This window comes from Micromonospora sp. NBC_00330 (assembly GCF_036136635.1).
In the GTDB taxonomy this organism is placed as follows: Bacteria; Actinomycetota; Actinomycetes; order Mycobacteriales; family Micromonosporaceae; genus Micromonospora; species Micromonospora salmantinae.
Genome location: NZ_CP108012.1, coordinates 3,233,434 through 3,253,746 on the forward strand (window position 1 = coordinate 3,233,434; position 20,313 = coordinate 3,253,746).

The following is a 20,313-nucleotide window of genomic DNA, read 5'->3' on the forward strand; positions in this document are numbered from 1 at the left end:
GAGCCGTTCCCTCCGCCAGGTGTCATCAGTGCTGATTGAGGCAGCCGGCGCGCTGCGGCGGCAACGGGTTGCCATGTATTGCCTCGCGCGAATGTGAGCGGGCTGCTGGATTGTTGCGGGGGCATTGCCGAGTATTCACGGCCGCCATACCATGATCACGGCGCGTAGCCGGGAGGAGCATGCAGATGCCCGACCACATCAGGCCGCCGGGACAGCGAGTCACGATCTACGACGTCGCCCTCGAGGCGGGCGTCTCACCGTCCACGGTGTCCCGCGCCTTCTCCCGACCGAGTCGCGTCAACTCCGAGACCGCCGAACGGATCCGGCAGGTCGCCGAGCGGTTGGGCTATCGGACCAACCCCCTCGCTCGCGCCCTCACCACGTCGCGTACGCAGATGATCGCGCTGGTCATCGCCGACATCACCAACCCGGTGTACGCCGAGATCGTGCGCGGCGCTCAGGAGGTGGCGTCCGACGGCGAATACACCACGGTGCTGATCGACGCCCAGGAGTCCGACCGGCTGGAACGGGCGGCGGTCGAACGCACCATGTCGACTGTCGACGGCATAGTGCTGGCCAGCAGCCGGATGTCCGACTCGGCGATCCGGATGGTCGCCAAGCAGCGGCCGGTGGTGGTCCTCAACCGCGCCCTCGCCGACGTGCCGTGCGTCGTCACTGACGACCCTCGTGGGGTGCGGCGTGCCGCCGAGCACCTCGGCGAGCTGGGACACGACCACATCACCTACGTCGCGGGGCCGCAGGCGTCCTGGCCCAATGGTGTGCGCTGGCGCTCGCTGCTCGAGGCGGGCATGGAGCTGGAGATCAAGGTTCGCCAGATCGGGCCGTTCAGCCCCACCTTGGCCGGCGGTGAGCGGGCCGCGCAGGAGCTGTGCGCGCGTCCCGCGACGGCGGTCCTGGCCTTCAACGACCAGATGGCCATCGGGATCATCCGCGGTCTGAGCCGGATGGGCGTCAACGTTCCGGGCGACGTCAGCGTCGTCGGCTTCGACAACATCCTCGCCGCCGACATCGTCACCCCCGGGCTCACCACCGTCGCGGCACCGCTCTACGCGGAGGGCTCGGCCGCCACCCGGCACCTGCTCACGATGATCGAGGGGGCGCCCGGGCACACCGGCCGGCCGATGGTCCTGCCGGTACGCCTCGTGGTCCGCGACTCGACGGCCGTGCGCAAGCCGAGCCCCGGTCGGGCCCGACCCGCGTGGGTGAGGCAGCGGCCCGTTCCCGGCCCGGCGGCACACCTGCCGTGAGGGCGCGCGGCCCCGCGACAAGAAACGACAACTCGTTGCCGGGGCGGAGCCACGCCGGGAAGGATCGACGCGCATCCATCCAGCAACGTCGTTGCGCTCGCGGGACGGGCCGAACGGCGTCCCCAGCGAACGAACGAGGAGATGGCGATGAACCGAGCTTCGGTGCCCCGGCTACGGCGAACCCTCATCGTGCTGGGCACGGCACTGGCCACCGTCGCGGCCACCCTCACCGTCGCCACCACCACGCCGGTCGCCGCGGCACCGTCACCGGACGACTACAACGGCTCCGACCTGTGGCTGCGCTACGTACCGGTCGACGACGCGAAGCTGCTGCGTGACTACCGCAGCGCGGCCACGGCGATCGTTGTCGAGAACGCCGACGCCACGAAGGTCCACCGGCACACGACGGACCTCGCCATGGCCCCCGATTCGCGCGAGAAGCTCGTCGAGACCACGCTGGGCGCCGCCCGGGACGAACTGGTCCGCGGTCTGGGCGGGCTGCTCGGCCAACCGACACCAGTGGCGACCGTCGACGGTGGCACGGTCCCCGACGGCGCGGTGGTGGTGGGCACGCCGACGAGTTCGCCGCTGGTGGGCCGTGCCATCGCGACCCGCGACCTGGCCAAGGTGGGTGACGAGGGCTACCTCGTCCGGTCGGTGTCGAAGGGCGGGGCACGCTTCACCGTCATCGCCGGCAACACCGACCTCGGCGCGCTGTACGGCACCTTCGCCTTCCTCCGGCTGCTACAGACCCAGAAACCCATCGACCACCTCCGCGTCGCGGAGTCACCGAAGATCAAGCATCGGTTGCTGAACAACTGGGAGACCGAGCGTCTCTACGCGGGCAACAACGCCTCCGGAATCGGCGGGCTGAACGGGGAGAGCGGGGCGATCTTCAACTTCGCCGCCACCGGTGCCAGCGCCGGCCGGAACCTGCCCGTCATTCTCGACCGCTACCTCGTCATGGCCCGCGCGTTGGCGTCGCTGGGTATCAACGGCATCACCATCAACAACGTCAACGCCGACAACGCGTACCTGACGAGCGCCCGCATCGCCCAGGAGGCCGCCCTGGCCGACGCGCTGCGTCCGTACGGCATCAGGCTGGGCCTGTCGATCCGCTACACCGCGCCCACCGACAGCCGGTTCGCGCCGGACACGCTGACCAACAGCCAGCTCGATCCGTACGGCGCGGATTTCCGGGGCTGGTGGCACCGCCGGGCCCAGCAGATCCAGGCCGCGATCCCGGACTTCATGGGCCTCACCGTCAAGGCCAACTCCGAGGGCCAGCCGGGGCCACAGGACTTCGGGTACGACCACGGTGACGGCGCCAACGCCATCGCCGCGGCTGTGGCGCCGCTCGGGATGACGGTGCACTGGCGGACGTTCGTCTACAACGCCGAGGTCGACAACGACCGGCTCAAGCGGGCCTACCTGGAGTTCGGGCCGATCGACGACGAGGTCCAGCCGGACGGCAGCCGGGGACGCTTCGCCGACAACGTGTTCCTCCAGACCAAGAACGGGCCACTGGACTTCCAGGCCCGGGAGCCGGTCCACCCGATGTTCGGCCGGATGGAGAACACCAACCAGGCCCTGGAACTCCAGATCACGCAGGAGTACACCGGCCAGAACTGGATGCTGGCCTACCTCGGCCCGATGTACGAGGAGATCCTCAAGACCGACACGTACGCGACCGACGCGAACGGAAAGCTGCTGAAGAAGCGCCTGGTCGGCAACATCGTCGACGGGACCGCCCAGCACCACCCGGACACCGCCATCGTGGGTGTCGCCAACCTCGGCAACGCCGACAACCTGACCGGGCACCACTTCGCCCAGGCGAACCTGTTCGCCTTCGGTCGTCAGGCGTGGGACTGGACGCTCGACTCGGGGGACATCGCGGCCGACTGGACGCGGATGACCTGGAGCAACGACCGACGCGTCGTCGACATCATCCACGCGATGATGATGGGCTCGTGGGAGTCCCTGGTCAGCTACCAGACGCCGCTGGGCATCGGCCACCAGTTCGCCGAGGGCGTCCACTACCGCCCCGACCCCGCCGACTGGGCGGGCCGCGACGACTGGAGCCCGATCTACTACAACAAGGCCGACAGCGTCGGTCTGGGCTTCGACCGCTCCCCCACCGGCAGCAACCTGGCCGCGCAGTACTTCCCCCGGTTGCAGCAGCGCTACGGGAACATCAACTCGGTCCCGGAGAACCTGCTGATGTGGTTCCACCACGTGCCGTGGGGCCATCGGATGGACAGCGGCCGGACGTTCTGGGACGAGTTGGTCTACCGCTACCAGATGGGCGTGCAGTACGTGACCTGGATGCGGGAGACCTGGGACGCTCTGCAACCCGACATCGACGCGCGCCGGTTCGCCGAGGTGCGGGCCAAGCTGGCGGTGCACGAGGCGGACGCCGCCGACTGGCGGGACACCTCGGTGAACTACTGGAAGGAGTTCAGCGGGCGGGACATCCCGGTCGACGACGCGCCGCTGTCGGCGACGATCGTGGTGAACGGCAAGAGGTTCGGCGGCTTCAACCTGTCGGACACCTCGTACACCATCCCGGTGCCGGCCGGGGCGTCGCCGACCATCACGAAGGTGCGGACGGCCGACCGGAAGGCCCGCTACGAGATCATCTCCCAGGCGGCCGACGTGCCCGGTCAGGCGGTCGTCAAGGTCACGACGGAGAGTTTCTTCGGCCCCCTGGTGAAGAACTACGTCTTCAACCTGGTGCCCGACACGACGCTGACGGCCCTGCGTGTCGACGGCAGGCGTCTGGCGTCCTTCGCGCCGACGGTGCTGCGCTACAACGCCCTCACGCCGGCCGGCACCACGACAGTGCCGACGGTCACCGCCAGCGCCGCCGACCCCGCCGCCACTGTCGCGGTCGCACAGGCGACCAGCCCCACCGGGCAGGCTCGGGTCACCGTCACCAACGGCGGAGCCTCATCGGTCTACACGGTGGACCTGAACACCACCATCACCGGCAGCGACGAGTTCGACTCGGCCCAGCTCGGCGCGCAGTGGCAGTGGGTTCGGCCGGACGAGAGCAGCCGGCGGCTGGCCGACGGGTCCCTGGTCGTCACCGCGCAGCAGGGCGACCTCCAGGGCAACGCCAACACCGCGAGGAACCTGGCCCTCCAGGACGTCGACGGCGACTGGACGGCCGAGTCCAGGATCGTCTTCTCCCGCCCACTCGCCGCCAACAACGAGCAGGGCGGTGTGCTCGGGTACGCGGACGACGACAACTACGTGAAGCTCGCCTGGGAGATGGGTAACGCGACCGCCGCCGTCAACAAGACCCGGATCGTCTTCCTGCGCGAACAGAACGGCACCGCGTCCACCCTGGAGATCACCGGAGCCGACGCCCAGCGCATCGTCGGGGCCGACGGCGCCATCTGGCTGCGACTGACCAAGATCGGGGACAGCTACCGCGCCTACTACTCCACCGACGGAAGCGTGTACCGCTACATCGGCTCCACGACGCTGAACGTCGAGCCGACGAAGGCCGGGTTGCTGGCCTTCAACCGGGCCGGCACCTCCACCGACCTCGACGTCGCCTTCGACCACTTCCGGATCGAGAGCCGCGGCGAGCGCATCCGCTAGACGAGTAAGTCCTAACTCAAGACGGGCTGGGGTCGCGGCAGCATGAAGTGGCTGGCGGGCATGATCACCGAGGGACAGCGTCTCGGTCCACCGGGATCACTGCTCCGCCGCCTGGCCGACCACCTGGTCACCAAGAGGGCTGCGCCGGTACAGCACGTGCCGTCCGTCGCGGGCGCGAGTGATCAGGCCTGTCGCGTGGAGGACCTTCAAGTGTTGTGACACGGCGCTGGGTGTGACGGTGAGCCGGCGGGCGATCTCCACGGTCGGTAGCGGTTCGGCAAGGAGGTGGAGCAGTCGCGCTCTGGGCGCGCCGAGGAGCGATGTGACGGCGGCCGCGTCGGCGGTCGGTGTCGGCGCCCAGAGCGTTGCTACTCCACGGCAGGGGTATGCCAGCACTGGCGGTTCTTGCGGGCTGACTGGCGGGGCGGGCTTGTAGGAGAACACGGACGGCACCAGCAGAAGTCCTCGGCCGGCTGCCGCGACATGGTGCCTGCCGATCATCTTGTCGATGTGCAGGACGCCGTCCTGCCAGCGCAGATTCGGGTGCATGTCGGCGAAGAGCAGGCGCGCGCCTCCGACGGCCAGTTGTCGGGCGCGGTAGGTCATGTCTGCTTCGAGGACGAGTCGCATTTGCGGCCAGGTCGGCTTGATCGCGATCTCCCAGTAACGCTGGAGGTGGTCGCAGATGGCATCGCGGAGTGCGAGGACAGGAGCATCGTCGTCCGCGGTGATCTCCTGCAAGATGTCCGGAAGCCGGCCACGTACGTACACGGCCAACACGTCGCGGCGAACGACATCCGGAGGCGTCCGGCGTACTGCGGCCAACTCTTCTTCGAAGGTCACGGCGAACTCCGTCGGCCGGGGCGTCAGGAAATCCGCAACGGCGCGGTCCGGCCCGACCAGGGACATCAGCAGGTCGGCGCCGGGCGCATCGAGTCTGCCGAGAACCGACCTGCGCCACGGCAGGTGCAGCGCGTACAAGCCGGGCTCGCGCAATACCCGCAGGCTGAGCACGGTCTGGTAGATCGGTGAGATCGCGAAGCGGGTGTCCGCGAGGTCCTCGACGCTGAGCATGAAGCTGATCATTAAGCTGCAGGCTACATCGCTTGGCGTCGCCGCCAACGTGCCGTGGACTATCCGGCATGACACAGATCAACATGACAGACCAGGCCATTCGGCGTACGGCGATCGTCACGGGGGCGGCACGGGGCATCGGCGCCGGGGTGTCCAGGCGTTTGGCGCGCGATGGCCTCGCGGTCGCCGTGGTCGACCTGGTCGAGGAAGACTGCGCCGGCACCGTGGATGCCATCACGCGCGACGGCGGAACAGCGGCGGCGTTCGCCGCCGACGTCAACGACGAGTCGGCCGTGACCGCCGCTGTCACTCGGATCGCGGCCGAGTTGGGATCACCGACGGTGCTGATCAACAACGCCGGCATCGGCGGCCCCAACGCCGGCGTCGAGGAGACGAGCACCCAGCAGTGGGACGCGGTCACCGGGGTCAGCCTGCGCGGAGCGTTCTTCCTCACCCGGGCCGTGACCCCCTACATGATGGCGGCCGGCTGGGGACGGATCGTCAACATGTCGAGCATTTCCGCGCTCGGCGATTCCGGCCGCGTTGACTACGCCGCCGCGAAGGCCGGTCTGATCGGCTTCACCAAATCGCTCGCGCTGCGGCTCGGGCAGCACGGCGTGACGGCGAACGCCATCGGGCCAGGCTTCGTGGTCAGTGACATGACCAGGGTCGGGGCTCAGCGGCGGGGCCGCAGCTTCGAGGAGCACCAGCGGATCGTGGCGCAGACCATCCCGGTGCGCCGGGTCGGCGAGCCCGAGGACATCGCGCACACCGCGTCGTACCTGGTCAGCCCCGAAGCCGGGTTCGTCTCCGGCCAGGTCATCTACGTCGCCGGCGGGCCGGTGGACTGACGTGACCGACGCTTTCGCACAGGCGGTTCGCACATGAGTCGCAGGCTGCTGGTGCTCCTCGCCCTCACCTGCGGGGTCGCCGTCGGAAACATCTACTTCCCCCAGACGATCAGCCCGCTGGTCGCCGCCAGCCTGCACGTCAGCGCTGACTCGGCCGCCCTGGTGGTGACCGCGGTGCAGTTCGGCTATGCCGCCGGGATCTTCCTGTTGGTGCCGCTCGGCGACCGGCTCCCGCACCGCCCGCTGATCGTCACCCTGCTCGGCCTCACCGGGCTGGGGCTGCTCGCCGCGAGCGCCGCACCCGCGCTGCCGCCGTTCGTCGGCGCGAGCGCCCTCGTCGGGGTCACGACGGTTGTCGCGCCGATCATCGGCCCCATGGCAGCCGGACTCGTTGCCGACGACCAGCGCGGCGTGGTCAGCGGCACCCTGCTGAGCGGCTCCATCGCTGGCATGCTGCTGTCCCGCACCGTCGCGGGCACCATCGGCGACTGGTTCGGATGGCGGGCCCCCTACCTGACGGCAGCGGCGTCCGTGCTGGTCATCGCCGTGGTCATGGCCCGCGTACTGCCGACAACACGACCGCCGTCCGGACACCGATACCCAGCGCTGCTGGCCGAGTCGCTGCGACTGCTGCGCACCGAGGCCGACCTGCGCCGCTCCTGCTTCTACCAGGCGACGGTTTTCGCCGGTTTCTCCGCGGTCTGGACCGCCGTCGCGCTGCTGCTCACCGGTCCCACATACGACTTGGGCGCACCGGCGGTCGGAACGCTCGCACTTGTCAACGCGGCGACAATGCTGTGCACCCCGGTCGCCGGACGGCAGGTGGACCGTAGGGGCAGCGACGCGGTGAATCTGGCCTGCCTGCTCGGGGTCATCGCCTCGGCCGTCGTCCTCGCGTTCGCCAGTCTCGGCGGGGCGGGAGGCCTCGCGGCACTGGCGCTCGGCACGTTGCTGCTCGACGTCGGGATGCAGTCCGGCATGGTCGCCAACCAGGTACGCATCTACGCCCTGCGGCCGGAAGCCCGGAGCAGACTCAACACCGCCTACATGACCTGTGCCTACCTCGGCGGCAGCCTCGGCTCCTGGCTCGGAGCCCGCGCCTACGCCCACTTCGGGTGGCTGGGCGTGTGCGCGGTCCTGGCGCTCCTCGCCGTGATCGCTCTTGCCCGCCACCTGACGTCAAGCCCGACCACCGGCCACCCTCGAACCACGGTCGCCGCCCAGAACACTGGGGCCTCCGAGATCATCGCGGCACGGCCCACCTCGTTGGGCGAGGAGCCGCGACCGGGCCCGTCCCTGGTGGGGACGGGCCCGGTCGTGCTCCCCCGAGCAGGATTCGTTGCCGTCAGCCGCCGATCGCGATGGCGAAGATGTGCATGGTCGGCACGTTCGTGGCGGGCCGGGCGCTGATGTTGGGCAACACGACCGAGGCCACCGCCTTGCTCTGCAACGCGACACCCACGTAGTAGACGCAGGCGGCGGTGGCCTGCCGGCCGTTGTTGGGCCGGTTCTGGTACGCGGACACGATGGCTGCGGTTGCCCCGGACGCCGGGCCGCCGTACCAGTCGGGCGTGCTCAACGTGAACGTCTGGCGGGTGCCGTCGGCGTAGACCACGGTGCCGGTCCCCGACACCGCGCCGTAGGTGCCGGTCAGCAGGAAGCCGAGCGTGCTGCCGGTGCCTGTCACGCCGATGGTCTGGCCCGAGGCGATGGCGTTGTCGGCGGCCCCGGAGCTGACGTTGGGCCAGCGGAAGTTGACCCCGTTGCGGCTCACCGTGCCGCCCGGGCTGGCACCCGCCTGCGCCAGGGCCTGCGCGGAGAGCGAGGCCCCGCCGCCGTCGAAGTTCCCGACGTTGGTGTTGCTGTCGCTGGTGATGCCGACGTTGCTGAAGCTCTGCTCCAGCGTCGGTGTGGCGACACCGGAACTGGTGACCCGGTAGGTGCGTCCGGCCTGCACCGTGACGTCGATCAGGTCGGACTCGATCCGGGTGGTCCGGGCCGCCGTACCGTCGGCGGTGTCGACCACAGTGACGGTGCCGGTCAGGATCCGGGAGCGCAGGCGGACGGTGCCGGCCCGGTCCGGTCGGATGAGGATCTCGGTGGCCAGGCCACTCGCCCAGGTGATGCCGACCGTGTGCCCACCCCGACCGCGCAGGCCGGTCACCCGCCCGCTCGGCCAGGCCGGCGGCAGCGCGGGCAGGACGTGCAGCTCGCCGGTGTGACTCTGCAACAGCATCTCGGCGATGCCGGCGGTGGCGCCGAAGTTGCCGTCGATCTGGAACGGCGGGTGCAGGTCGAACATGTTGGGTGCGAGCCGCGCGGTGGTGGCGAGATAGCGGATCAGGTCGTGGGCCCGCTTGCCCTCCTCCATCCGAGCCCAGAAGTTGATTTTCCAGGCCAGCGACCAGCCGGTGCCGTCGTCGCCGCGCAGCGCGAGGGTCCGCCGGGCCGCCTCGAACAGCTGCGGAGTGCCGCGCTTGGTGATCTGGTTGCTCGGGGCCAGCCCGTAGAGGTGCGAGATGTGCCGGTGGTTGGGTTCGGTCTCCACCCAGTCGTAGAGCCACTCCATGATGTTGCCGCGCGAGCCGACCTTCATGGGTGGGAGCCGGTCCCGGGTCGCGCGAACCTGCGCCCGGAAGGTGCTGTCCACGTTGAGGATCTCGCTGGCCCGGGCGCACGCGTCGAACAGGTCCCGCAGGATCTGGTTGTCCATTGTCGGGCCGGCGCACACGCTGGCGTTCGCGTGGTGGCTCAGCTCCGGCGAGTTCGACGGGTTGGTCACCAGGTAGCCGAGGGTCGGCTCGGTCACCAGCGTGTTGAGGAAGAACTGCGCCGCGCCCTTCATGGCCGGGTAGTTCGTCCGCAGGAACTCGATGTCGCCGTTGAACAGGTAGTGGTCCCAGATCAACGTGGACAGCCAGGCGCCGCCGGTCTGCCACATGCCCCAGAACGCGCCGTCCACCACGGCGGTGGCCCGCCACGCGTCGGTGTTGTGGTGGGTGACCCAGCCACTGGCGGCGCCGTACTGCACCTGGGCGGTCCGCGCTCCGGCGACGGCGAGATCCCTGACCATGTCGAAGACCGGGTTGTGGCACTCGGCCAGGTTCGTCGTGTTGGCCGGCCAGTAGTTCATCGGCAGGTTGGCGTTGATCGTGTATTTCGAGTCCCACGCCGGGGCCAGCGAGTCGTTCCAGATGCCCTGGAGGTTGGCCGGCTGCGTGCCGGGCCGTGACGACGAGATCAGCAGGTAGCGCCCGTACTGGAACAGCAGCGTGGAGAACTGCGGGTCGTTGACGCTGTTGTGCTGGGCGATCCGGACATCCGTCGTCTGGTCGGCTGCGGACGTGCGGCCCAGATCGAGGGTGACCCGGCCGAACAGCGCCTGATAGTCGGCCACGTGCCGGCTGCGCAGTTGGTCGTAGCTGCTGGCCCGCGCGGCGGTGAGGCGCTGCCGGGCGATGCCCTGGTAGTCGCCGCCGACGTTGCGGTAGTTGACGTAGCTGGAGCCGATGGAGATCAGCAGGACCACGCTGTTGGCGTTTGTCACCCGCAGGGTGCCGCCGGAGCTGGACACGCTGCCGCCGCTGACTGTCGCGTTGGCCAGGGCCAGGAAGCGGACCGCGCCGGTGACGCCCTCCATGTTTCCGGAGACACCGTCGAGGCCGATCGTGGTGCCGTCCGGGCTGGACACCGTGGTGCGCTGCGGGCTGTCGAAGGTGGCGGTGAAGCTGATCGAGCCGGTCCGGTCGGCGGTCAGTCGCATCGCGATGACCTGGTCGGGCGCGCTGGCGAACACCTCCCGCTGGTGACGGACGCCGTTCAGCACGTACGACGTCGTGACGGTGGCGGTGGTGAGGTCGAGCGTCCGGTCGTACTGTGACGCTCCGCTGGCGGATCCGAAGGCGAGCCGCAGGTTGCCGACGGTCTGGTAGGCCAACTGGCCGCCGGGGTTGCCCATCATGGTCTGGTTGATCAGATCCTGGGCCTGGGTCCACTGGTTGGCGTTGACCAGCCGCCGGATCTCCGCGAGGGCTCCCGCGCCTCTGGGGTTGCTGGGATCGTGCGGCCCACCGGCCCAGACGGTGTCCTCATTGAGCTGAAGTCGCTCGGTGTCGACGTTGCCGAAGACCATGGCGCCGAGCCGGCCGTTGCCGATCGGCAGCGCCCGCAGCCAGTCGGTCCCGGCGCCTTCGTCGTACCAGAGGGCAAGGTCCCCGGCGGCCAACACCTGCGGCGGCGCCACCGAGTCCGCTCGTGCCACGGCGGTCCAGGGCACCGGCAGGAGAGCACCGCCCGCGCCGGCTGCGCCGATCTTGAGGGCCTGCCGTCGGGTCAGGTCTGACATCGATCCTCCAAACGGTGACCAGTCCGGCCACCCCGAAGCGTGACAACTATGGGACTCGACATGGGGATCCGCTTGGTGGCGCCAACCGGGACCCTGCCTGAGCAGGCCGACGCCGGGCCTTGGCGAGCCAGACATCTGATGTGTTTCGGGAAGGTTACTCCGGGGCCACAGAATAGGCAACGGTCGATCGATGGGTGGACGCCGCGCACCTCTGGCCGGTCAGCAATACGGACGGGCGGGTGATCAGCGGCGGAGCGACGCGGCACCGCACGGCGATCCGCCAGAATCACGCCGACGACCACCCGCCCCGAGGGACATACATCAGATGTACGCAGGCATGCGACTCCCGTACGCAATCGGGTTGTTCTCTGCCGGCGCACGGGTGACCATGGGCGGCATGGCGGGAGGGCGGCGGTGAGATCGCCTCTTCAAGGTGGACTACCGCCGGGCGGCGCGGTGGTGGTCGGGGCCGTCGTGGAGATCGCCTGCGACGAGTCGGGATTCTCGGGCACGAACCTGCTGCACTCGACCGCTCCGGTGATCACGCACGCGAGCGTCGACCTGGCCGTCGACGAGGCGGTTGCGCTCATCACCGCCCTACGGTCCGGGTTCCGGTTCGCGCCGCACGAGCTCAAGTCCGGTCGGTTCCTGCGCGGCTCGGGTGCGGAAGAGGCACTGGAGTGGTTTCTGGCGGCGCTGGCCGGCCGCGCGCACGTCCACCTCATCGACAAGGAGTTCTTCCTCGTCACCCGGATCGTGGACTTCCTGCTGACCGAGCCGTCGTACTCGGCGGGCACCCGCCTGGCTCGCGAACACCATCCGGCGGCTCTCGCCCTGCACGAGGCCGGACGCTCGACCGGGGGCGACTGGAGGGCTTTCCTGTCGGCGTTCGTCGACCTGGTCCGGATGAAGCGGCGACCGCCGATCGACCAGACGGTGCAGCGGTTCTTCCAGGCCCGGGACGCGCTGCGGCGACACGGCCTCGGCACGGTGGCCGACGCCGTCCTCGACGGGCTCAGCCCGAGCCACGTGCGGGCCGTGGTGGCCAGGCTCGACGTCGACGACCGCACGGTCCCTCCCCCACTGGAACCGCTGCTGCCGGCGCTGGCGGAGACGGTCCTGTCCTGGAGCGGCGGCCAGCGGCAGGTGCTGGTGACCCACGACGAGCAGAGCGCCCTGACGGCCGACCGGCTGACCCGCCTCCAGCGGGTGTTGGCCGACGGCGACGCGTCGGCGCCCGGCGTCGACCGGCCCGGGGCACTGCCGAACGGAGTGTCGCCGCTGGCGGGGTTGGTGGTGGTCGACTCCCGCGACGATCCGCGCGTGCAGGTGGCGGATCTCCTCGCGGGAGTGGCCCGGCGGATGCCCGGCATCATCGGCGACGCGCTCCGACAGCCGCCGCCCGCTCCTCCAGGGTGACGGGCCGCAGCCGGGTCACGACGCGGCACGGGCTCGGAGGGCTTGCGTGGTCGCCGAGTCAGCGGGGAAGAACGCCTCGACGGCCAACCCGGCGACTGTGACCTCCCGCGGCGTACCGAAGAGGGTAGTGGTGCTGACGAAGGACAGCTCCTGGTCACCGTGCCGGTAGCGCAGCGGGACGAGAACACGTGAGAGGGCATCGCTTGGCGCTGTCGTGTCGACGTCGCCACCGGGATAGCCGCGAAGCTCATCGTGCAGGTCGTACAGGATCGGATCGTTTGTCGTCGCCGCCTGCTGGTGCAGCCGTTTCAGCAGGTGGGAGCGCCACTCGGGCAGGTTGACGATGCGCGGTGCCAGACCGTCGGGATGCAGGCTGAGGCGCAACACGTTGATCGGTGGGGTGAGCAGGTGGGGCTGCGCGTCCATGGTGAACAGGGCGACGGCAGGGTTGGCGTCGACGAGGTGCCAGTGCTGGTCCACGAGCAGCGCGGGGTACGGGCTGTGACCGTCGAGGATCTGCCGTACGGCGGCCCGTACCGGTGCCAGCTCGGGGTCGCTCAGTTCGTGGCGGGGGTAGGCGGGGGCGTAGCCGCCGGCCAGCAGCATCGTGTTGCGCTCGGCCAGCGGCATCTCCAGGTGTTCGGCCAGCCGCAGGATGAGGTCGGGGCTCGGCCGGGATCGTCCGGTCTCGACGAAGCTCAGGTGCCGGGCCGACACTCCCGCCTCGATCGACAGGTCGAGCTGGCTCATTCCGCGAGTCCGACGCCAGTCGCGCAGCAGCTCCCCCACTGGTCGCCCGTGCCAGGTCGAGATCGTCACTGACCGACCCTAATTCCGCACCGAGCGGCCGGGCCATTACCTGCGAGGTAATCGACAGCCCACCACGACAGCGGAGATAGTTCTTCCGGCACGACCGATCCGGTGCCGTGCCGCGGCGGCCCACGCTGCCCGCCTCCACCGCGACCGACGTCAGAAGACCAAACGCAAAGGACAGGCAAATCATGACCGCGTACGCGCTCGCACACCTCCGCAAGGCACCCGTCCACGCCGAGGTGCTGACGTACCTGGAGCGAATCGACGCCACCCTCGCGCCTTTCGCGGGCCGGTTCATCGTCCACGGCGGCACCATCGACGTCCTGGAGGGCGACTGGCCCGGCGACGTGATCGTCATCGAGTTTCCCGACCTGGAGCAGGCCCGCTCCTGGTACCGGTCCAGCGACTATCAGGAGATCAAGCCCTTGCGGACGAGGCACCTCGCCGGCGAGGTGATTCTCGTCGACGGAGTCGAGCCGGGCCACGACTCGTCGCAGCTGGCCGCGAGCATCCGCCGCGCCACCGATCGGTAGCACCTGACCTTCGCCCCGCCGGGGCACGAGCGCCGTCCCGAAGAAGCCGGATGGCTCGCCGCCAGCGAGGCACCCTGACACAGTCAGCCGCCCGTAGTCTCATCGGATGCAGGACATCCAGACGCACACAGTGGTCATTCCCGGCGTCGACCTGGTCTACGACGTCCGCGGCCCGCTACCTCCCACCGGCGCCCATCGTGCGCTGCTCATGATCGGCCAGCCGATGGCTGCGGAGGGCTTCACCGCGCTCGCCCCGCACTTCACGGATCGCACCGTCCTCACCTACGACCCGCGTGGTCTGGGCCGCAGCGTCCGCACTGACGGTCGGTCCGACCACACGCCGCAGCAGCAGGCCGCCGACCTGCACGCGCTCGTTCAGGCGCTCGACGTCGGTCCGGTCGACGTGTTCGCCAGCAGCGGCGGCGCGGTGACAGCACTCGAACTGGTCGCCACCCACCCCGACGACGTCGCCACCCTGGTGGCGCACGAACCGCCGATCAACGCCGTACTCCCCGACGCCACGGCCGCCGAGCGCGCCCGAGCCGGCTTCTACGAGGCGTACCAGGCGAAGGGCTCGGGTGCGGGGATGGCCGCGTTCATCGCCATGACGTCCTGGCAGGGCGAGTTCACCGATGCCTACTTCGCCCAACCCGCTCCCGACCCGGCGATGTTCGGCATGGCCGCCGACGACGACGGTCGCCGCGACGATCCGCTGCTGTCGCAGAGCTCGTGGGCGATCACCGACTACCGTCCCGACGCGAGCGTGCTCACCGCCGCGCCCACCCGGATCGTGGTGGCGGTCGGCGAGGAGTCGGCCGGCACGTACACCGCGCGCACCGCCCTGGGCCTCGCGGCGCTGCTCGGCCAGGAGGCAGTGGTGTTCCCGAGTCACCACGGCGGGTTCCTCGGCGGTGAGTTCGGCTACGCGGGCAAGCCCGAGGAGTTCGCTGCGCGGCTGCGGGAGGTGCTGGACGCCGGCTGACGTCGGTGCCGGCGACGCCGGCCTCGCACACCCGTGCTTGGGCATCGTTTCCGTACGGACGGACCTGGCCACGATCGGTCTCTGGTGGCCGACCAGCCGTATCGTGGGACACGGAGACGACGATCCGCCGTCTTCGATCAAACGCCACCTGCGGCGGTGGAGGAGAACGAGATGCTTGGTCTGGCGACCGTCGGCGCAATCGTGGGTGTCCTGCTCGTCGGTCTCGTGGTCCTGGTCCGTAAGCTGGCCGACACTCGGTCGGTGCTCAGATGGTCGGCCCTGGCGATCACCGCGCTGGTGGCCGCCGTGCTGGCTCCCTTCACCGTGGACGACTCGGGCGCCGCGGCCGGCTATCTGCTCGGCGTTCCCGTCGTCGCGGCGCTGCTGCCCGTTCTCGCGCAACGGGTCGGTCGGCTGACAGTGGTCGCCGATGTGGTGGCCGCGCTCGTCCTCACCGGATGGGGTCTGCTGCTCGGGCTGGGCATCGGTGTCGCGTTCCTACCAGCGGTGATACTCCTGCTCGCCAGCGCCGCGGGCACCCGGGCGCCGCGACCGTCAACCACGTGACCCGGTGACTCGCTGTCAGCCGTCCGGGGTGAACAGCCCCTGAACGCCGACGACGATCGCGATGAGCCCAAAGATCGCGAGCAACAGCCGGACTCCGGTAGCGCCGTCCGACTGCTCGTCGCGCGGCGTCGACCGCCCGGTCAACCGACCCCACAGCAGGGCGAGCCCCACACCGATCCCCACCACCTCGAAGTGGAACACCCGGGGCCCGGACACCAGGTGGACGATGAGGTAATAACCGCCGGTCACCAACGCCACGAGGCCGACCACCCACGCGATCGGGGCGGCCCGACCGGCGAGGCGGCCCAGGTCGTCGCCGACTCGTGGCAGCAGCCGCAGCACCGCCACGGCGAGCAGGAAGCCACCGACGATGTTGGCGAGGTCGAGCAGCAGAGCCATAATCACGGGAAGTCTCCGTCGATCGGGTGATCAGCCGATGGGAGCGTACCCACGGACCCGGTCGGTTGAAACGGTCCGGACGGCACGCCCCCACCACGGAGCTCGGGCTGGGCCGCTCAACCCCTCAGCGTCTGCACCGCCACACCAGCGGCCGATACGCCTGGTTCTCGTAGACGGCCCCGACCACCGTCAGACCGTCGTCGCTGATCCCCTCGGCCGTGTACGTGCCCGCCTCGGTCGCCCGGACCTCCGGTCGGCCCGGCAACCGGCGGGAGGTGCCGTCCGGGGCCACTACCAGCGGCGCACCGTCGGCGACCAGCACGTCACCACTGCCGGCGATGCCGCTCGCCCCCGGGAAGGGCAACAGGCTCACCGCCCCGGTGGCGAGATTCCACCGCACCGGCAGCATCTGCACGGCCCCGCTCTGTCGGTCGCCGGGAACCATGCCGATCGCCCATTCGCCCCGCGCCGACTCGACCGACGCCCGCGGGTAGCCGTCGGGCACTGCCAGCGCCGCCCCGACGCCCTGCGGCGTCCACCGGTAGGGCCGTTCGCCCACGGTGCCGACGATCGTGCCGTCCTCGGTGATCCCGGTCGCGGACGACCCCCGCTGGCCGACCAGCCGGTACTTCTGGGGGTGATCCGTCGACCACAGCACAGCCTGGTGCGAGTCGTCGGACCTGCGGGCGGTGCCGACGATGTCGCCCCGGCCGTTGACGGCGTGCACGAGCACCGCGTCGTAGCCGGACGGGGTGGCCAGGAAACGCAGCTTCCCGTCCCGGTACAGCCAGCCGGTGCCGTCGCCGTTGGTGCCGACCACATAGCCACGGGTGTCGACCGCTGCCGCGTGCCGCGCGGTCGCCGGCAGGACGACCGGCCGGCCGTCGGTCCACAGCACGACCCGTCCGTCCTCCTGCCCGGTGCCGATGTCACCGATGATGTGCCGCCCGGTGGGATCGACCCTGTTGGCCACCGCGACCGGACCGCCGACCGGCTGTGGCAACCACGATGCCTGGCAGGTGACCGGCGGGCGGGAGGCCGCCGACCCGGTCTCCGCCGGTGACACCGCGAGCGCCGACGTGGTGGGAGCCGGCGGGCTGGTGGTCGCGCCGACCTGGACGGCGCCCACGACACCGACCCCGGCCAGCACCGTCAGCGCGGCGATCCCGCCAACTCGGCGACGCTGGCGGCGCCGCCGGCCGTCGCGGACCGCCCGGCTAACGTCGACCCGCGGCTCCGGTACCGGCGCTGACCGCAGCAGCTCGGCGATCCGCTGCTCGTCCACCGTGGTCATCTCGGACTCCTCACTGACATCTCGGTGACGTCGAGCACCTGGCGGACGGCCGCCAACGCCCGAGCCGTCTGCGACTTCACGTTGCCTTCGGAGCAGCCCATCGCGGCGGCCGTGTCGGTCAGCGACAGGTCGCACAGGAACCGCAGGACCAGCACGGTGCGCTGGCCGCGCGGGAGGCGGGCGAGCGCGGCGAGCAGGCTGTCCCGCTCGGCCACGTCGTCATGCGGCGTCACCGGCGAGCGCTCCGGCTCCGGCATCGACCCCAGCAGGCGAACCTTCGCCCAGCTCAACCGCTTCTGATCGACGAGCTTGTGCACCAGCATCCGATGTACGTACGCGTCGACGTTGTCGGCCCGGCTGACCCGGCGCCAGTTCACGTAGAGCGCCGTAACCGTCTGCTGCACCACGTCGTCGGCCAGATGGGCGTCGCCGCACATCAGGAACGCGGTCCGATGCAGGCTCGGCAGTCGCGCGGAGACGTACTCCACGAACTCGCCCTCGGCATCCACCATCGAGGCTCCCTCCTCCGCAAGCTCGACGGGACCGGACGATCGTCAGGTTGCGTCCCCGTCGAAGAACGCTCGGAAGCCCCGTGCCGGTCTCAGCCGACGGCGCTGGTCATCCGGTTTACCGCCTCGATGATGAGCTCCGGCGCGGTGGCCAGGTTCAATCGGACATGCCCCACACCGCCGGTGCCGAACGCCAGTCCGGAGTTCAGTGCCACCCGGCCACGGTCGAGGAACACGGCGGCCGGGTCGTCGCCGAGGCCCAGGGCGCGGCAGTCCAGCCAGGCCAGATAGGTGGCCTGACCGGGCTGGTAGCGGACGGCCGGCAGGTGCTCGGCGAGCAGCGCGGCCAGGAGCCGACGATTGTCGTCCAGGCCGGTCAACAGGGCGTCGAGCCACTCGCCGCCGTCGCGGAAGGCAGCGGTGTGGGCGATCACGCCGAGGTGGCTGGTGCCGACGCTGACCCCGAACGGGACGCGGGCGAGGTCACCGGCCGCCGCCGGGCCGGCGACCAGGAGCCCACCGCGCAGGCCGGACAGGTTCCACCCCTTGGAGGCGGACATCAGCGACAGGCCGTTCTCCGCGCCGGGCACCGAGAGGTACGGCACGAACCGCGCTCCCCCAGCCACCACCGGAGCGTGGATCTCGTCGGCGACCACCCGCACCCCGTGCCGCTGGGCCAGTCCGGCGACGGCGGTCAACTCGGCCGCGCTGTGCACGACGCCGGTCGGGTTGTGCGGGCTGCAGAGCAGGTACGCGGCCGGCCGTCCACCGGCGCGAGCCCTCCGGAACGCATCCTCCAGCGTGCCGAGGTCGATCCGCAGATCCTTGCCGAGCGGCGCCTCCACGATCCGGCGGTCCGCGTGCGCCACGGACTCGTAGAACGGCGGGTAGACCGGGCAGTTGACGACCACCGCGTCCCCCGGTTCGGTGACCAGTCGCAGCGCCTCGACGACGCCGTGCATGACGTCGGGCACCAGCGCGGTGCGCTCCACGGCAAGCCCGTCCCAACCCCACCGCCGCGCAGCGAAGTCGGCCACCGCCTGCGGGTACGCCGTGCCGGCGGGGTAGCCGGTGTCGCCGCGCGCGACGGCGTCGGTGATCGCCCGGGCGACCGGCTCGGCGAGGGGCACGTCCATCTCGGCCACCCAGAGCGGCAGCACGTCGTCGGGGTACTCGCGCCACTTGAGGCTCGTCCGCTGCCGGAGCTGGTCGATCGTGAGCTGGCGGAGGGGATTGACAGCGGTTCGGGCTCCACTGATCAGGCCACTCATGACCCCCACCCTATTCCTTGCCGCCCGGCACGGCGCCCCGGACCACCACCGGTCGGTCCACTGTGGTTGTACCGGAAGAATTTCCGGAGACAGTTTCGACATTGACCAGCGTCTTTGTGTTAGTGATCCCCGTCCCGCTCGGGACCAACGGCGAAAGATTGCTGCGGGTTGCCGGTTCATAACCTAGGCTCCCGAATATCCACATCGACGGCCCGCCCTCACGCCGTGCCAGCCACCGACCTCGCACGCCGGCCATCGCAACCCTCGACGCCGATTGGAGTTTTCGATGACCTGGCGTCCCACCATTGCCGCACTGGCCGGCCTGTGCCTTGCGGTCAGCGCCACCCCACTGCCCGCCGGTGCTGCCACCGACGCTGCGCATGTCAGCGCTCACGCCGCGCTCGCCGGTCCGCCCGGCGCACCGCCCGGGGCGTGCCCGACGGGGGCCAGTTACGGCCCACCGCTGCCGGCCAGCACCGTGACGGCCCCGCGAATCCAGGGCGGGTTCACGTTCCTCGAAGGGCCGGTCTGGGTCGCCGACGGCGGCTACCTGCTGATGTCCGACATGACCGCCGGCACCGGGCCGTACAACGTCCAGCCGTCGACGATCCGCCGGTTCACCCCGCCGGCGAGCTTCGACACGTTCATCGCCGACGCCGGCAGCAACGGCCTGGCACTCAGCGCCGACGGCCAGCAGCTCATCGCGGCCACCCACGACCAGCGGAGCGTGTCCGCGTACCGGCTGAGCGACCGGGCCCGCAGCACCGTCGCGCCGAACTACCAGGGCCGGGCGTTCAACTCGCCGAACGACGTCGCGGTCCGTTCCGACGGCGTCGTCTACTTCACCGACCCCAACTTCCAGCGCGGCAACCGCCCGGACCAGATGAGCGGACGCACCAGCGTCTTCCGCGTCTCCAACGGGCAGGTGTCGTTGGTCGACGACCGGTTGCGCCAACCCAACGGCATCTCGCTCTCACCGGACGGGACCGCGTTGTACGTGGGCGCCTACTCCGAGAACAAGATCTACAAGTACGCGGTCCAGCCCGACGGCAGCATCGGCGCCCGCAGCGTCTTCGTGAACTACATCGGCGGCCCGGACGGCGGCACGATCGACTGCGCCGGCAACGTGTACTGGACCTCGGGCGGGGACTCCCTGGTCCACGTCTACTCCCCCGCCGGCACCCAGCTGGGCACGATCCGGTCCGGCAGCTCCGGCACCACCAATGTGGCGTTCGGCGGCCCCGACCGGCAGACCCTCTTCGTCACGTCGGGCCGGTGGGGCGACTCCGGGCTGTACAGCGTGCGACTCAACGTCCCCGGATATCCGTACTGACCGACGGCTGGACGGCGCGCCGCTGTCGTCGTAGCCCGACGAGGCG

The 20,313-nt window shown here is 70.3% G+C and carries 16 protein-coding genes; 9 read left to right on the forward strand and 7 right to left on the reverse strand.

All coding sequences use genetic code 11. The annotated features are described in order from the left end of the window. The first annotated feature begins 185 nt into the window (after positions 1 to 185). On the forward strand, positions 186 to 1,268 hold the full coding sequence (locus OG598_RS14490) for a LacI family DNA-binding transcriptional regulator (protein WP_328654931.1): 1,083 nt from the start codon (positions 186 to 188) through the stop codon (positions 1,266 to 1,268). A gap of 147 nt (positions 1,269 to 1,415) precedes the next feature. Then, positions 1,416 to 4,877, forward strand: coding sequence for an alpha-glucuronidase family glycosyl hydrolase (locus tag OG598_RS14495; RefSeq protein WP_328654932.1), 3,462 nt, complete (start codon positions 1,416 to 1,418; stop codon positions 4,875 to 4,877). A 96-nt stretch (positions 4,878 to 4,973) separates the two neighbouring features. On the opposite strand, the gene OG598_RS14500 is transcribed toward OG598_RS14495, so the two are convergent. After that, positions 4,974 to 5,999: an ArsR/SmtB family transcription factor gene (locus OG598_RS14500; protein WP_328654933.1), complete on the reverse strand. Its 1,026-nt coding sequence runs from the start codon at positions 5,997 to 5,999 to the stop codon at positions 4,974 to 4,976. A 20-nt stretch (positions 6,000 to 6,019) separates the two neighbouring features. Between OG598_RS14500 and OG598_RS14505 the strand changes: the two genes are divergently transcribed. Together OG598_RS14505 and OG598_RS14510 are read left to right on the forward strand one after the other, a co-directional pair. Then, positions 6,020 to 6,802, forward strand: coding sequence for an SDR family NAD(P)-dependent oxidoreductase (locus OG598_RS14505; RefSeq protein WP_328654934.1), 783 nt, complete (start codon positions 6,020 to 6,022; stop codon positions 6,800 to 6,802). Positions 6,803 to 6,835: 33 nt separating this feature from the next. Further along, positions 6,836 to 8,212 (forward strand): MFS transporter, encoded by a 1,377-nt coding sequence (locus OG598_RS14510; RefSeq protein WP_328654935.1) that lies wholly within the window; start codon positions 6,836 to 6,838, stop codon positions 8,210 to 8,212. On the opposite strand, the gene OG598_RS14515 is transcribed toward OG598_RS14510, so the two are convergent. Beyond that, on the reverse strand, positions 8,148 to 11,147 hold the full coding sequence (locus tag OG598_RS14515) for a glycoside hydrolase family 95 protein (RefSeq protein WP_328654936.1): 3,000 nt from the start codon (positions 11,145 to 11,147) through the stop codon (positions 8,148 to 8,150). The genes OG598_RS14510 and OG598_RS14515 overlap by 65 nt on opposite strands. A gap of 414 nt (positions 11,148 to 11,561) precedes the next feature. Here OG598_RS14515 and OG598_RS14520 point away from each other — a divergent pair, with 414 nt between their 5' ends. Continuing rightward, the gene (locus OG598_RS14520; RefSeq protein WP_328654937.1) at positions 11,562 to 12,566 is read left to right on the forward strand and encodes a hypothetical protein; all 1,005 of its coding nucleotides are present in this window, start codon (positions 11,562 to 11,564) and stop codon (positions 12,564 to 12,566) included. A gap of 15 nt (positions 12,567 to 12,581) precedes the next feature. Here OG598_RS14520 and OG598_RS14525 read toward each other — a convergent pair whose 3' ends face one another. Then, complete coding sequence (locus tag OG598_RS14525) at positions 12,582 to 13,385, reverse strand: helix-turn-helix domain-containing protein (RefSeq protein ID WP_328654938.1); 804 nt, start codon at positions 13,383 to 13,385, stop codon at positions 12,582 to 12,584. Between the two features lie 182 nt (positions 13,386 to 13,567). Between OG598_RS14525 and OG598_RS14530 the strand changes: the two genes are divergently transcribed. The 3 genes from OG598_RS14530 to OG598_RS14540 all read left to right on the forward strand — a co-directional run bounded on the left by OG598_RS14530 (position 13,568) and on the right by OG598_RS14540 (position 15,461). Further along, on the forward strand, positions 13,568 to 13,912 hold the full coding sequence (locus tag OG598_RS14530; protein ID WP_328654939.1) for a DUF1330 domain-containing protein: 345 nt from the start codon (positions 13,568 to 13,570) through the stop codon (positions 13,910 to 13,912). A 106-nt stretch (positions 13,913 to 14,018) separates the two neighbouring features. After that, complete coding sequence (locus tag OG598_RS14535; protein ID WP_328654940.1) at positions 14,019 to 14,894, forward strand: alpha/beta fold hydrolase; 876 nt, start codon at positions 14,019 to 14,021, stop codon at positions 14,892 to 14,894. Positions 14,895 to 15,065: 171 nt separating this feature from the next. Beyond that, complete coding sequence (locus OG598_RS14540; RefSeq protein WP_328654941.1) at positions 15,066 to 15,461, forward strand: hypothetical protein; 396 nt, start codon at positions 15,066 to 15,068, stop codon at positions 15,459 to 15,461. A 15-nt stretch (positions 15,462 to 15,476) separates the two neighbouring features. On the opposite strand, the gene OG598_RS14545 is transcribed toward OG598_RS14540, so the two are convergent. The 4 genes from OG598_RS14545 to OG598_RS14560 form a co-directional block, all read right to left on the reverse strand. Beyond that, positions 15,477 to 15,860, reverse strand: coding sequence for a hypothetical protein (locus OG598_RS14545; RefSeq protein ID WP_328655335.1), 384 nt, complete (start codon positions 15,858 to 15,860; stop codon positions 15,477 to 15,479). Positions 15,861 to 15,984: 124 nt separating this feature from the next. Next, positions 15,985 to 17,154 carry a hypothetical protein gene (locus OG598_RS14550; protein ID WP_328654942.1) on the reverse strand — a complete coding sequence of 390 codons (1,170 nt, stop codon included), beginning with the start codon at positions 17,152 to 17,154 and terminating at the stop codon, positions 15,985 to 15,987. Continuing rightward, entirely contained in the window at positions 17,151 to 17,666 is a 516-nt protein-coding gene (locus OG598_RS14555) for a SigE family RNA polymerase sigma factor (protein WP_328654943.1), read from the reverse strand. Before OG598_RS14555 ends, OG598_RS14550 begins: the two co-directional genes overlap by 4 nt. A gap of 89 nt (positions 17,667 to 17,755) precedes the next feature. After that, positions 17,756 to 18,934 (reverse strand): MalY/PatB family protein, encoded by a 1,179-nt coding sequence (locus tag OG598_RS14560; RefSeq protein WP_328654944.1) that lies wholly within the window; start codon positions 18,932 to 18,934, stop codon positions 17,756 to 17,758. Positions 18,935 to 19,220: 286 nt separating this feature from the next. Here OG598_RS14560 and OG598_RS14565 point away from each other — a divergent pair, with 286 nt between their 5' ends. Continuing rightward, entirely contained in the window at positions 19,221 to 20,267 is a 1,047-nt protein-coding gene (locus OG598_RS14565) for an SMP-30/gluconolactonase/LRE family protein (protein ID WP_328654945.1), read from the forward strand. The last annotated feature ends 46 nt before the right edge of the window (positions 20,268 to 20,313 follow it).

Bases quoted from the DNA above. Each gene is read 5' to 3' on its own strand.
- OG598_RS14490 (WP_328654931.1), top strand. From the start codon at position 186: ATGCCCGACCACATCAGGCCGCCGGGACAGCGAGTCACGATCTACGAC.
- OG598_RS14495 (WP_328654932.1), top strand. From the start codon at position 1,416: ATGAACCGAGCTTCGGTGCCCCGGCTACGGCGAACCCTCATCGTGCTG.
- OG598_RS14505 (WP_328654934.1), top strand. From the start codon at position 6,020: ATGACACAGATCAACATGACAGACCAGGCCATTCGGCGTACGGCGATC.
- OG598_RS14510 (WP_328654935.1), top strand. From the start codon at position 6,836: ATGAGTCGCAGGCTGCTGGTGCTCCTCGCCCTCACCTGCGGGGTCGCC.
- OG598_RS14515 (WP_328654936.1), bottom strand. From the start codon at position 11,147: ATGTCAGACCTGACCCGACGGCAGGCCCTCAAGATCGGCGCAGCCGGC.
- OG598_RS14530 (WP_328654939.1), top strand. From the start codon at position 13,568: ATGACCGCGTACGCGCTCGCACACCTCCGCAAGGCACCCGTCCACGCC.
- OG598_RS14535 (WP_328654940.1), top strand. From the start codon at position 14,019: ATGCAGGACATCCAGACGCACACAGTGGTCATTCCCGGCGTCGACCTG.
- OG598_RS14540 (WP_328654941.1), top strand. From the start codon at position 15,066: ATGCTTGGTCTGGCGACCGTCGGCGCAATCGTGGGTGTCCTGCTCGTC.
- OG598_RS14545 (WP_328655335.1), bottom strand. From the start codon at position 15,860: ATGGCTCTGCTGCTCGACCTCGCCAACATCGTCGGTGGCTTCCTGCTC.
- OG598_RS14550 (WP_328654942.1), bottom strand. From the start codon at position 17,154: ATGACCACGGTGGACGAGCAGCGGATCGCCGAGCTGCTGCGGTCAGCG.
- OG598_RS14555 (WP_328654943.1), bottom strand. From the start codon at position 17,666: ATGGTGGATGCCGAGGGCGAGTTCGTGGAGTACGTCTCCGCGCGACTG.
- OG598_RS14560 (WP_328654944.1), bottom strand. From the start codon at position 18,934: ATGAGTGGCCTGATCAGTGGAGCCCGAACCGCTGTCAATCCCCTCCGC.
- OG598_RS14565 (WP_328654945.1), top strand. From the start codon at position 19,221: ATGACCTGGCGTCCCACCATTGCCGCACTGGCCGGCCTGTGCCTTGCG.